The organism is Streptomyces sp. NPDC050625 (genome assembly GCF_040654755.1).
Lineage (GTDB): Bacteria > Actinomycetota > Actinomycetes > Streptomycetales > Streptomycetaceae > Streptomyces.
This window is the reverse complement of record NZ_JBFAIQ010000001.1, coordinates 186052-198917: the sequence shown is the minus strand read 5'-3', so window position 1 is coordinate 198917 and position 12866 is coordinate 186052. Positions and strand designations below refer to the sequence as shown.

The window sequence follows — 12866 nt, the reverse complement described above, 5'->3', positions numbered from 1 at the left end:
CCGCTCCGGGTCGCCGTCCGGCCAAGCGCGTCAGGACGCGTCGGGCTGCCAGCTCTGCAGCACCCACTTGAACTGCTTGCTCGCCTTGTCCCAGCCCTCCGCGGGCGAGGACATGTAGATCGCGTACTCCACTCCCTCGCGGGAGATGTACGCCTCGTCGATCGCGCGGCGCGGCCCGGCGACGTGCGGCGGGTCCTTCTTCAGCGCGTCCCAGGTGTACTCCCACAGCGAGGCCTTGCGGTCGCGGTAGGTGGTCTGCTCCAGGGTCACCCGCTTGTAGCCGACCAACCGCTGGAGCTGCTGTTCCAGGTCCTGCTGGTGCCGGTACGGGTCGGCGAAGTCCGGTGAGGTGTCGATGGCGATGCGGAGGAAGTGCAGGCCGTTGTCGGGCGAGTAGTCGACCTGTCTGAGGTCGCCCTCGACCTGGTACACCGTGCGCTTCCAGTTCTTGGGCAGGGAGAGCTCGAAGCCCCAAGGGTCCTTGCGCGTCGTCCAGATGGCGCCATCGGGGCCCGGGGTGCCGGTGGCCGAGTCCGCCGGTGCCGGCGTGGTCTCGGACGCGTGGGTGCCCGTGTCCTGCCCCGAGCCGAGCTTCTGGTACGCCACCGCGGCCCCGCCGCCCACCACGGCGGCGAAGGCGACGACGAGGGCGAGCGTCCGCAGACGGCGCCGGGGGCGGCCGGGGGCCGGTGCGGCCGTGGCGGCCGAGTCGACAGCCGTCGGTCCGGTCGGCGGAAAGCCGGGAGTGGTGGCACCCGGCCCGTACTGGGGTGCGGTCCCGGGCCCGTACGGCGATCCGGCTCCCGGTCCGTACTGCTGCCCGGCTCCCGATCCGTACGGCGACCCCGCTCCGGACCCGTACGGCGACCCCGCTCCGGACCCGTGCTGGGCCCCGGTTCCCGAGGCGTGCTGCGGTCCGGTCCCGGAGCCGGAGCCTGAGGCGTGCTGGGACCCCGTGCCGGATCCGTGCTCGCCCCATGAGCCGGGACGCGAGCCGTCGTGCTGCGTCGGTACGTACACCTGCGCCGAACTGGGCCGTCGGCCCTCCGCCGCCTCGGCGAGCATCTGCTCCGTCTCCGCCGCGCCCGGCCGCTCGGCCGGATCCTTGCGGAGCAGGGCGGTGATGACGGGCCCGAGCGGGCCGCCGTACTGGAGGTCGGCGGCCTCCTCCTCGACGACCGCCTGCATCGTGCTCAGCGGCGAGGTGCGACGGAACGGCGAGCGGCCCTCCACCGCCGTGTACAGCGTGGCGCCCAGCGCCCACAGGTCGGAGGACGAGCCGGGGTCGTGGCCGCGTACCCGCTCCGGGGCGAGGTAGTCGACGGAGCCGACGACCTCTCCCGTACGGGTGATCGTGGTGTCGCCCTCGATCTGGGCGATGCCGAAGTCGGTGAGCAGGACCCGGCCGTCCTGGCCGAGCAGCACATTGCCCGGCTTGACGTCACGGTGCAGAACGCCGGCGGAGTGCGCGGCGCGCAGCGCCCGCAGCACCCACAGTCCGATGCGCGCGGCCTCGCGCGGCTCCAGCCGCCCCTGCTCCTTGACCGCGTCGGCCAGCGAGTTGCCCTCGACCAGCTCCATCACGATCCACGGGCGGCCGTCGTGTTCCAGAACGTCGTGCACGGTGACGACGGCGGAGTGGTTGATGCGCGCGGCCGCGCGGGCCTCGGCCCGGGTGCGCGCGAGCAGAACGGCCTGGTCACTCTCCGAGACGTAGAGCGCGGCGGTCAACTCCTTGATGGCGACCGCCCTGTGCAGCACCTCGTCGTGGGCGCGCCACACCCGGCCCATGCCGCCGCTGCCGATGGAGTCGGCAAGCCGGTAGCGGCCCGCGATGAGCAGGCCCTGCATCTGATTCACGTTGCCCCGCAATGCTCTTGACAGGGTCAGACTAAGGACCGGCCTGTCCGCATGGAACAAGCGGGGTCCCAAGGAAACCGCACTGTGACGGTTTTCGCTTCTGGTGCAATGAGGGAACCAAAGCGCGGGACGGTTCAGCCGGTGTACTTGTACGTCGCCGAAGCCTGCTCGTACAGCCGCGTCACCTCGTCCCGTTCCGCCTCCGGGCCACGGACCTGCACCACGTGGTAGCGGCCGCCGACGAGAATGGCGATGTTACGGACGAACAGGTCGCGCCCCTGGTCGTCGGTCCAGGTGAACTGCCCCTCCGCCATGGTCCGGTCGCCCACCTGGATGGTCCTGAGGCCGGTGGCCGTGGCCCAGCTGGAGTCGCGGTACGGCTGGAGCTCGTTCTCCTTGTCCCGCTGGTAGGTCATCGGATCACTGCCGTACTTGGCCGCCCGGTCCCGCCCCGGTACGACGATGAGCTCGAAGTCCCCGTGCGCGTACACCACCTGTCCGAGCCCGTTCTTGGGCGTGCGGTCCCAGCCCTTGGCCACGGCCACCTGGAAGCCCTCGGGGTCCTTGCGCAAGGTGAAGCCGTCGGCGACGTCCGGGTCGGTGGTGGTCTGGGTCTCGGTGGAGGGGGCCGACTCGGAGGCGGACGGTCCGCTCGGCGCCCCTTCGCTCGGCCCGTTCGTCGGCTTGTCGCTGGGCGCGGGCGCCTGGCTCGCCTGGCCTGCCGATCCCGTGTGGTCGCCGCTCGCCGCGCCGCTGCTGTCCGCCTTCGGCATGAAGAGCATGGCGTAGGCGACCGCGCCGGCCAGCAGGAGCAGGATCAGCAGGAGGAGCGTGCGGCCCAGTCGGCGCGGGGACCCGGACTCCTGCCTGGCCCGCTTGTGCCGCCCGTGCGGGCTGGTCGCGGGCAGCCCGGCCCGCCGCCTGCGCACCAGCTCGCCGCGCCGCCGCACGATGGGCAGCCGGCTCGGGTCGACGGGCGGGGCGGCGACGACATGCGCGCCGGCCTCGGGCTCGGGCGCGGACCGCACCAGGGACCGCAGCCAGCCGCGCAGTTCCTCGAAGTCCAGCCGCTCGGTGGGGTCCTGTCGCAGCAGCGACTCGACGACCGGCCTGAGCGGCCCGCACTCCTCCGCGAAGGCGGGCGGCTCCGCGCACACCAGCTGCACCAGCTCCGCCGTCGACTCCTCCGGATACGGCGCATGCCCCTGTACGGCCCGGAAGAGCAGCGCCCCGAGCGCCCACAGGTCGGTGGCGGGCCCGATCGGCGCCGCCAGCTGCCAGTTCTCGTGCACGGGCCCGGCCTGCTCCGGCGCCCATCGCTCGGTGACCGGCCCCACGACGGTCATCCGCACCTGCCGGGCCCGCTCGGCCGCGAGGGCGGTGGCAGGTCCGCGCCGGGGCGGGGCCGCGCCGGCCTGTTCGTCCCAGGGGGCAGGAGGGCGGGGGGTGTTGGTGGTGGCGTGCGGGGGGAGGGCGGGGGCCGGGAGGGGCAGTCCGTCCGGGTCGACGGCGGGCGCCGGGACACCGCCGCCCGCGCCGATACGGGAACCGGGGACACGGCCCTGATGCTGCGGCGGCAGCGCGGGCGCGGGAAGCAGTCCGTCGGCGTCCAGGGCGGGGGCGGGGCCCGTGCCCGGTTCGGCCCCGGGGGCAGGAGCGCGTCCTGGGGTGCTTCCCGGGGTGCTTCCCGGGGTGCTTCCCGAGATGTTTCCCGTGCCGGTTTCGGCCGGAGGAAGGGCCGATGGCCGACGGCCGCCCTCCACCGCCGGGGGTGTGTCGCCGGGGGCGGTGCGGGGGGATGCGCCGTGCCAGGGGGCGGCCTGGACGCCGTAGGGGTCGGCGATCTGGCCGGGAGGCGTCGTGTGCGTCCGGTGGTTCTGCTCCTCGCCCGGCCCGGCGGCGTACGGCGGCCGGGCCGGACCGCCCGCCGGGGAGGCGGTGCCGGTGTCACCCTCGGCGGGCTGACGCGCCCCGGGCAGCGCGGCCCGCCCGTTCTGGGCCCCTTGCACCCGGGCGGCAGCACGCGCGCCCGCGCGATACGCGGCGATCGCCCCGGCCCGCGCCGCGCGGATGTCCCCGCCGCTCTCCAGCGCCCGGCGTGCGGGCTCCCCGGAAGCTCCGCCCGCGCCGGAGCCGTCCGCCCCGGCACCGGGCAGCCCTCCGGCCACCCGCGCCTGGATCGCGGCACGCCGAGCCGCCTCGGGATCGACCTCACCGGGGCCGGGAGCACCGGCGGAACCACCCGGCCCACCGGCACCACGCCCGCCGCCGGTGGTTCCGGCCGCCGCGCCACCCGTCGGCCCCTCCGGGAAACCCTCCTGGACCGGCACCGGGTCGTACCCGCACAACGCCTCCTCCGCCGCGCCGACCGCGAGGCCGGTCAGCATCACGCGGCCGTCGTCGCAGACGAGGACCGTGCGGGCGGTGATGTTGCGGTGCACCCAGCCATGGGCGTGCAGGACCCGCAGCGCCATCAGGACGTCGGAGGCGACCTCGGCCGCCCGATACGGCGTCAGCGGCTTCTCGGTCAGCAGCGCGGCCAGCGGGCGCGCGGACACCAACTCGCTGACTATCCACAGCGAACCGCCCTCGGCGAACACGTCGAAGACCTGGTCGAGCCGCGGATGGTCGGGGATGCCGGCCGCGGCCTGCGCGGCCTCCAGGGCGCGCCGCACGGCCGGGTCGGTGGGCCGGCGCGTGGCCGTCCGTGCGGCCGGCGGGCGCCGTGACCCACGGTCACGCGCGGTGAAACCGTCGGGCAGTCCGTCCGCGTCGAGCACCTCCGCCTCGACGACCTCCGGCAACGGCACCTGCCGTACGAGGACTTCCTGCCCGCTGTAGGTGTCGAAGGCCCGGGTCTCGGTGAGTTCGTACTCGTCGGAGGGCGGCAGCGGCAGGCGGTAGCGGTCGGCGAGCACCCGACCCGCATAGTCGTCCACGTTGCCTCCCCCGGCCGCCCGGTTGGTCAAATCCGTTCGCCTAGCGGCCCGTTCCGCGCACACAGCTGGATGCGTACGGTCCGCAACCACTCACGATACGTGCCGTTGGCAATTCACATTGAGGGATGAGAGATTCTCCCGCCGCGAACCGACCCCGGAGGCCCGCTCGGCTCAGGACTTGGGACGGAAGGACCCCGTCAGCGTCTTCCAGGTGTCCTTGCGCGTCTCGTCGCCCCACTTCGAGGCCTGCGCGGTGTACATCAGCGCATAGCCGAGGTGTCCGTTGACCACGAACCCGCGGTCTATGGTGCGGAACTTCGTGCCGCCGTCGACGTAGGTGAACTCCCAGTCGGCCGTGTTCCAGCCGCGGTAGTCGACCTGCTCTATGCGGATCCTCTGGTACTGGGCGCGCACCATGGCACCCTCCTGGTTCCTCCAGTCGGCAACCGGGTCGTTCTTGGGCGTACTTGTCCAAGCGACGAGCAGCTTCTGTCCGTCCGGCCCCGTGTACCGGTCACCGGCGCTGTCGGTGGTCCGGTACGACCACCCCTTGGGCAGCCCTATCGAGTACCCCTGGCCGCCCTTGCGGGTGGAGACGGCCGGTGCGCTCCCGCCGTCCTTGGAACCGGACGAGCCGGAGGAGGCGCCGGAGCCGGAGGCGCTCGGCGTCGCCGCGGTCCCGTTCCCCGCCGTCGAGCCGGCCGTCGCGGAGTCGGAGCTGTCGCCGTCCGTACGGGTGCCGTCGTCCTTGTCCTTCTTGGTGTCGGCGCTCGCGCCGGCACTCGCCGTGACCTTGGAACCCCCGCCGCTCTTGGCCCCCTTGGAGCCGCTGCCGCCGTCATCGTCGCGGAACGTGAGCGCCAGCACGGTGCCGATGATCGCGAGCGCGACCACCACCGCGATGATCACCAGCGTGCGCTTCGGCACCACGTCGGTGAGCGGAGCCCTGGGCACCGGTCGCGGCGGCAGGTCCGGCGGCGGCACCACGGGCCACCCCGAACTCTGCTTGCCGCCCGTGGGGTTGGCGCCCTGCGCACCCCGGTCCCGGGCATCGGCCCCCGCGGCCGGCGTCGAGGCCGATCCCGCGGAGCCCGAACCCGCGACGCCAGCGCCCTTGTTGCCCGCCGCCGCGGAACCGGCACCCCCGGGCTTCCCGGGCGCCGAAGCCCCCGCGGCCCCCGACGCGTTCGCGCCCTCGCCCCCACCACTGTTCTTCGTCCGTGCCGTGGCCGCCGACGTGGCCGCCCCGGCCGCCTTGCGCACCGACCGCAGCGCCCCGCGCAGCTTCTCCCCGGCCTCCTCGCCCCGCTTGCCCTCGGAGCCCGAGGGCTGGGCCGGCAGCGGAACGACTCTCGTCGCGTCCAGCGGCTCCGGCTCGGGCCTGTGGAGCACCGAGTTGAGCAGGGCCCGCGCGCCCGCGTCGTCGAGCCGCTTGGCCGGGTCCTTGGTGAGCAGGCCGTAGATGACATCCCTGAGCGGGCCCGCGTTCTTGGGCTCCTCCAGCGGCTCGGTCATCACCGCGGTCAGCGTCGCGATCGCCGACCCCTTGTCATAGGGCGGCACTCCCTCGACCGACGCGTACAGCAGGCCACCGAGCGACCACAGGTCGGCCGCGGGGCCGGGCTTGTGCCCCCGGGCCCGCTCCGGGGAGATGTAGGAGGGGGCGCCGACGAGCATGCCGGTGGAGGTGATGGACGGGTCGCCCTCGACCTGCGCGATGCCGAAGTCGGTGAGCACGACCCGACCGTCCTCGGCGATCAGCACATTGGACGGCTTCACGTCACGGTGCAGGATGCCCTCGCGGTGCGCGGAACGCAGCACGTCGAGGATCGCGAGCCCGACCTCGGCCGCACGCCTGGGCTCCAGGAGGCCGTCCTCGCGGATGGCCTCGGCGAGGGACTTGCCCTCGACGAGCTCCATCACGATCCACGGCCGGTCGTCCTCCTCGGCCACGTCGAAGACCGTCACCGCGCTGTTGTTGCGGATCCGGGCGATCGCCTTGGCCTCGCGCAGGGTGCGCGTGATCAGGCGCCGCTTCTCCTCCTCGTCGATGTTCGACGGGAACCGCAGCTCCTTGACGGCGACCGTCCGGCCGAGGGTCTCGTCCTCGGCGCGCCACACCGTGCCCATGCCGCCGCGGCCGAGCACATCTCCCAGCCGGTACCGCCCGGCGAGAAGACGCTCGCCCTTGTCCTGACGAGTGTCCTGGCGAGGTGTCCCCGCCCGCTCCGCCTCCGACATGCGTCCCCTCATGCAACCCGCCCTGACAGAGCCTCCATTGTCCCTCACCCGACAAGTGGTCAATGCCCCAGGGTGCCGGTCGCCCCGTCGGCGGGCCCGCGCACCCGGTGACTCACTGAGGCAAGCATTCCGGTTCCGGTGGATGATGGCCCCGGCAAGGGAGGAGACGAGATGCCGCCACTTAGGACACTGTCGGCGATATCGGCGTCCCTGGCGCTCCTCGTCGGCCCGGTCGTGGTCTGTACTGCACCCCGGGCCGAGGCGACCGACGCGATCCTCCCGCTGTTCGTCACCCGGGGCAGGGCACCCGCCGCGGCCCTGCTGACCCGCGACGAGGACGGCTTCGGCGACGCGCCCGCCTCCCACTACGCGCAGGCGGGCCGGGACATCGCCCGCGCGGACCACTTCCGCGCCGGCAGCATCACCAAGACCTTCATCGCCACGGTCGTCCTGCAACTCGCGGCCGAGCACCGGCTGTCCCTGTCCGACACCGTCGAGCGGTATCTGCCGGGCGTGGTGCGCTCAGCACACGCCGACGGACGGCGCATCACCCTGCGCGCCCTGCTCACCCACACCAGCGGTCTCGCCGACTTCACCGCGGTCACCAGGGGCGCCGTCCCCCTGACCCCGCTTCAGGCCGTGGCCATCGCGCTCGCCCTCCCTCCGGCCCGCCCGGGCCGCTTCTCCTACTCCAGCACCAACTACGTCCTGCTCGGCATGGTCGTCCGACAGGTCACCGGCCACTCCTACGCCGCCGAGGCCGAGCGGCGCATCATCGCTCCCCTGGGTCTGACGGGCACCTCCTTTCCCGGATCCCGCACCACACTTCCCTCCCCGCACGGCCGCGCCCACGCGGCGAACGGGTCCGACGTCACCGATCTCGACCCGCGCGTGGCCGGCGCGGCGGGCGAGCTGGTGACCACGCTCGACGATCTGGACCGCTTCTACGCGGCCCTGCTGAACGGCGAGCTGCTGCCCCCGCGCCTGCTGCGCGAGATGCTCAACACCCGCACCGCACACGGCTCGTACGGTTTGGGGATATTTCCGACGAAGCTTCCGTGCGGCACCACGGTGTGGGGACACAACGGCCGTATCTCCGGCAGCTACGTGCGCACCGCGGCCACCGTCGACGGACGCCGTGTCCTCACCTTCCGCGTGAACACGGACACGGTGGCGAAACCGAGCCTCGAACCCGCGTTGCTCGCGGCCGAGTTCTGCCCCCGCATCCAGTAGAACGAGCGGGTTCCAAACGAAGATCCCGCCTCATCGCACTCGTTCGGGTGATAGTCGTCCGGGCCTGCTCACAGCGGCACGATGTCCGGCGCCCCCAGCCGCGCCGCGTCCGCCGTCTGGTCGTCCGGCTGGAGCTGCGACTCCCGCTCGGCCTCCACCCGCTTCTCGTAGTGCTCCACCTCGCGCCCGATCTGGTCCTTGTCCCAGCCGAGGACGGGCGCCATGAGCTCGGCGGCCTCGCGGGCGCTGCGGGTGCCCCGGTCGAAGGTCTCGATGGAGATGCGGGTGCGGCGGGTCAGCACGTCGTCCAGGTGCCGTGCGCCCTCGTGCGACGCCGCGTAGACGACCTCGGCGCGCAGATAGTCGTCCGCCGCCTGCAGCGGTTCGCCCAGGGAGGGGTCGGAGGCGATGAGGTCGAGGACCTCCTCCGCCATCGAGCCGTACCGGTTCAGCAGGTGTTCCACCCGTACGACGTGCAGCCCGGTCCGTGCGGCGATCCGCGCCCGCGCGTTCCACAGCGCCCGGTAGCCCTCGGCGCCCAGCAGCGGAATGTCCTCGGTGACGCATTCGGCGACCCGCATGTCGAGACCGTGCACCGCCTCGTCGACCGCGTCCTTGGCCATGACGCGGTACGTCGTGTACTTGCCGCCCGCGACGACCACCAGCCCCGGCGCCGGATGCGCCACGGTGTGCTCGCGCGACAACTTGCTGGTGGCGTCGGACTCCCCGGCCAGCAGCGGGCGCAGTCCCGCGTACACGCCCTGGACGTCGTCGCGCGAGAGCGGCACCGCGAGGACCGAGTTGACGTGCTCCAGCAGGTAGTCGATGTCCGCGCTGGACGCGGCGGGGTGGGCCTTGTCGAGGTCCCAGTCGGTGTCGGTCGTACCGACGATCCAGTGGCGGCCCCACGGGATGACGAACAGGACGGACTTCTCGGTGCGCAGGATCAGACCGGACGTGGAGTGGATGCGGTCCTTGGGCACGACCAGGTGGATGCCCTTGGAGGCGCGGACGTGGAACTGTCCCCGCTCGCCCACCATCGCCTGGGTGTCGTCGGTCCACACACCGGTGGCGTTGACGACCTGCTTGGCGCGGACCTCGTACTCGCCGCCGCCCTCCACGTCCTGCACCCGGGCGCCGACGACCCGCTCGCCCTCGCGCAGGAAACCGGTCACGCGCGCGCGGTTGGCGGCCTTCGCGCCGTACGACACCGCTGTGCGCACCAGTGTCGCCACATAGCGGGCGTCGTCCATCTGCGCGTCGTAGTACTGCAGCGCGCCGACCAGGGCGTCCTTGCGCAGGGCGGGCGCGACGCGCAGGGCGTGACGGCGGCTCAGATGGCGGTGCAGCGGCAGGCCGCGGCCGTGGCCGCGGGCCATCGACATGGTGTCGTAGAGCGCGACGCCCGACCCGGCGTACAGGCGCTCCCAGCCCTTGTGCTGGAGGGGGTACAGGAACGGCACGGGCTTGACCAGGTGGGGGGCGAGCCGCTCCAGCAGCAGTCCGCGCTCCTTCAGGGCCTCGCGGACCAGGGCGAAGTCGAGCATCTCCAGATAGCGCAGACCGCCGTGGATGAGCTTGCTGGATCTGCTGGACGTGCCCGACGCCCAGTCACGGGCCTCGACCAGCCCCGTGGACAGACCGCGGGTCACCGCGTCCAGCGCGGTGCCGGAGCCGACGACTCCACCACCCACGACCAGTACGTCCAGCTCACGCTCGGCCATCGCCGCCAGTGACTCGGCGCGCTGTGCCGGCCCCAGTGTCGCTGTCCTCACCGCTGCCTCCCGCTGTCGATCACATCGGTCGCGTCGGCCGCACCCGGTGGGCGAAGCCCGGCCCGTCTCCTCCTGCCCAAATTCTGACCGGGATGCCCGACTTCAGCCACCACTCGCCCCCAGCCTGTGGACAACAGACGCGGAACCCCCGGAAGACACAGGGGAACAATCCCGCATAAGGGTCATATTTACTCCTAGTCTGACATTGCGCTCGCCTGTCCTGTCCACCGGGCTTGCGCACCTGTCCCGCATCGGTTACTGGGAAGGACGGCCCACCCCCATGCCCGCAGACCTCGCCGTCATCGGACTCGGCCCCTACGGCCTGCCCCTCGCCCAGGCCGCGGTGGCGGCCGGAATCCCCACCCTCGGATACGCCACCGGGCCCGAGGCCGGCCCGCTCAGCCCCGCCGAACTGCGCCGGATGCTCGCGGGGGGCTTCCGGCAGGCCAGTGACCCGGCGGGGCTGGGCCGGGTGCGCACCGCGGTGATCTGCGCGCCGACCCCGCGCGGTGCGGACGGCGGGCTCGACCTGGGCCAGGTGGAGAAGGCCGCCCGCACCCTGGCCGAGCGGCTGCGCCCGCACACCACCGTGATCCTGGAGTCGCCCGTGTGTCCGGGCACGACCGAGGAATTCCTGCGGCCCCTGCTGGAGGAGGGCTCGGGGCTGCGCGCGGGCCGGGACTTCCACCTCGCCTACGCGCCGAGCCGTGTCGACCCCGGCAACCGCGACTTCGCCCCGGCCAACACCCCCAAGGTCATCGGGGGCCTCACCCCCGCCTGCACGGAGTCGGCGGCCGCCTTCTACACACGGCTCACCGACAAGGTCGTACGCGCGCGTGGACCGCGTGAGGCGGAGACGGTGCAGCTCCTGGAGAGCAACTTCCGGCACGTCAACATCGCGCTCGTGAACGAAATGGCCGTCTTGTGCCACGACTTGGGTGTCGATCTGTGGGACGTCATCCGCTGCGCGGAGACCAAGCCGTTCGGTTTCCAGGCCTTCCGGCCGGGCCCCGGCGTCGGCGGCCACGGAGTCCCGCAGGACCTGACGGCTCACGCGGGGCGCACGCTGCGCATGGTGGAGCTGGCCCAGCAGGTCAACAGCCGGATGCCCCGGTACGTCGTCCAGCGCGCCGCGGCCCTCCTGAACGAGCACGGGAAGTCGGCCCGCGGCGCGCGCGTGCTGCTGCTCGGCGTCACCTACAAGGCCGACCTCGCCGACCAGCAGGCCACACCCGCCCATGAGATCGCCGTCCGGCTGATGGAACTGGGCGCCTCCGTCAGCTACCACGACCCCCTCGTGCCGTCCTGGAGCGTCCTGGACCGGCCGGTCCCGCGCGCGGACTCCCTCTACGAGGCTGCGGCCGACGCCGACCTGACGATCCTGCTCCAGCAGCACCGCACGTACGATCTCCAGGGCCTGACGGTGAAGGCCCAGCTACTCCTGGACACCCGGGGGGCCACGCCTACGGGGGCCGCGCACCGGCTCTGAGCGGGAAAACTCCGGGGGCGTTGTCGGTGGGGCCTGTTAATGTCCACCACGTTCGCCGCACACGCGTGCGTGCGCATTCCGCTTTGCCATCCAGTTTTCCAACCGGCACGTCCGGTCGGTCCTTCGTGTCCCGTGGGGGGATATCTGTCATGAGCCAGTCAGCTCCGCCGCCTCAGCCGCAGCCCGGTCCGGTCGACGGCAACCCGTACGCCCAGCAGCCGGGCGCCGTACCACCGCCCATGGCGCCGCCCGCGCCGCGCAAGGACAACATCGCGCTCGGCCTGGTCGCGGCCCTCGGCGCCGCCGTGGTGGCCGCCGCGATCTACGGCGTCGTCATCGGTCTCACCAAGCACGAGATCGGCTGGGCGGCGGTCGGTGTCGGCTTCGTCATCGGCGTGGCGGCCGGCAAGCTCGGCGGCCGCAACCCCGCGCTGGCCGTCGTCAGCCCCATCCTCGCGCTGGGCTCCGTCTACATCGGCCAGCTGGTCGGCGAGGCCATGATCGGCGCCGACGCCGTCAACAGGAGCTTCAGCGAGATCTTCTTCCAGCACTTCGACGTCGTCCAGGAGGCCTGGAAGGCCGACGCCGACCCGCTGACCTTCGTGTTCTTCGCGATCGCCGCATGGGCCGCGTTCTCCGGCGCCAAGAAGGCCGCGGCCTGACCGGCGCACGGGTTGTGCACCGGGGCGCGTGAGGTGCGGAGCCGCCGGGTTGGTGGCGTGGGGGATCACGCGTCGGTACCTTGGGGCTGGATGGTCCACGGAGTGTCCGCCCCTAGTTTCCGTGGGGGCGGCCGCTCACCATCCGACGCACAAAGCGGAGCCCACCGCAGCGGGTACTGCGGCAGGCTCCTGAATGGAGAACGGAGTGTCCGCCCCTAGGTACCGTGGGGGCGGCCGCTCACCATCCGACGCACAAAGTGGAGCCCACCGCAGCAGGCACTGCGGCAGGCTCCTGGATGGAGAACAGAGTGTCCGCCCCTAGTTGCCATGGGGGCGGCCGCTCACCGTCCGACGCAAAAGGTGGAGCCCACCGCAGCGGGTACTGCGGCAGGCTCCTGGATGGATCACGGAGTGTCCGCCCCTAGGTAACTTGGGGGCGGCCGCTCACCATCCGAAAATCCGCAAGATCCACCTCCTCCGGCACTTCACCGTCCACAGACGGATCCGGTCCCAGCGGGTGGGCTTGCGGTGACGACCCATGGGCGCCCCCTTCCACGACACCGCCCAGTAGCCCGGTGGACGGTCCGTCGGAAATCGGGCCGGGCCCCGAGGAGCTGGGGCCCGGAACCGTGTCCTTGGAAGGGGGCGCTCCAGGAACCTGGGGCGC

Annotated in this window: 7 protein-coding genes; 3 read left to right on the top strand and 4 right to left on the bottom strand. The window is 72.6% G+C overall.

Features of this window, described 5'->3' with window-relative positions:
• Nucleotides 1–30: 30 nt before the first annotated feature.
• From AB0I54_RS01005 to AB0I54_RS00995, 3 genes are all read right to left on the bottom strand, one after another.
• Nucleotides 31–1851, bottom strand: coding sequence for a protein kinase (locus tag AB0I54_RS01005; protein ID WP_363293724.1), 1821 nt, complete (start codon nucleotides 1849–1851; stop codon nucleotides 31–33).
• Nucleotides 1852–1994: 143 nt separating this feature from the next.
• Nucleotides 1995–4799: a protein kinase gene (locus AB0I54_RS01000; RefSeq protein ID WP_363293723.1), complete on the bottom strand. Its 2805-nt coding sequence runs from the start codon at nucleotides 4797–4799 to the stop codon at nucleotides 1995–1997.
• 171 nt (nucleotides 4800–4970) lie between these two features.
• Entirely contained in the window at nucleotides 4971–7040 is a 2070-nt protein-coding gene (locus tag AB0I54_RS00995; RefSeq protein ID WP_363293722.1) for a serine/threonine-protein kinase, read from the bottom strand.
• Between the two features lie 171 nt (nucleotides 7041–7211).
• Here AB0I54_RS00995 and AB0I54_RS00990 point away from each other — a divergent pair, with 171 nt between their 5' ends.
• A complete protein-coding gene (locus AB0I54_RS00990) occupies nucleotides 7212–8273 on the top strand; it encodes a serine hydrolase domain-containing protein (RefSeq protein WP_363293721.1) in 1062 nt (353 codons plus the stop codon).
• Nucleotides 8274–8341: 68 nt separating this feature from the next.
• On the opposite strand, the gene AB0I54_RS00985 is transcribed toward AB0I54_RS00990, so the two are convergent.
• Entirely contained in the window at nucleotides 8342–10048 is a 1707-nt protein-coding gene (locus AB0I54_RS00985) for a glycerol-3-phosphate dehydrogenase/oxidase (RefSeq protein WP_363293720.1), read from the bottom strand.
• A gap of 280 nt (nucleotides 10049–10328) precedes the next feature.
• Here AB0I54_RS00985 and AB0I54_RS00980 point away from each other — a divergent pair, with 280 nt between their 5' ends.
• Both AB0I54_RS00980 and AB0I54_RS00975 read left to right on the top strand, forming a co-directional pair.
• Entirely contained in the window at nucleotides 10329–11537 is a 1209-nt protein-coding gene (locus tag AB0I54_RS00980; protein ID WP_363293719.1) for a nucleotide sugar dehydrogenase, read from the top strand.
• A 149-nt stretch (nucleotides 11538–11686) separates the two neighbouring features.
• Nucleotides 11687–12199 carry a hypothetical protein gene (locus AB0I54_RS00975; RefSeq protein WP_363293718.1) on the top strand — a complete coding sequence of 171 codons (513 nt, stop codon included), beginning with the start codon at nucleotides 11687–11689 and terminating at the stop codon, nucleotides 12197–12199.
• Nucleotides 12200–12866: the final 667 nt, after the last annotated feature.

What these genes read in the sequence shown, in the direction of transcription:
- AB0I54_RS01005 (WP_363293724.1), bottom strand. Translation starts at nt 1,851, where the DNA reads ATGCAGGGCCTGCTCATCGCGGGCCGCTACCGGCTTGCCGACTCCATC.
- AB0I54_RS00995 (WP_363293722.1), bottom strand. Translation starts at nt 7,040, where the DNA reads ATGTCGGAGGCGGAGCGGGCGGGGACACCTCGCCAGGACACTCGTCAG.
- AB0I54_RS00990 (WP_363293721.1), top strand. Translation starts at nt 7,212, where the DNA reads ATGCCGCCACTTAGGACACTGTCGGCGATATCGGCGTCCCTGGCGCTC.
- AB0I54_RS00980 (WP_363293719.1), top strand. Translation starts at nt 10,329, where the DNA reads ATGCCCGCAGACCTCGCCGTCATCGGACTCGGCCCCTACGGCCTGCCC.
- AB0I54_RS00975 (WP_363293718.1), top strand. Translation starts at nt 11,687, where the DNA reads ATGAGCCAGTCAGCTCCGCCGCCTCAGCCGCAGCCCGGTCCGGTCGAC.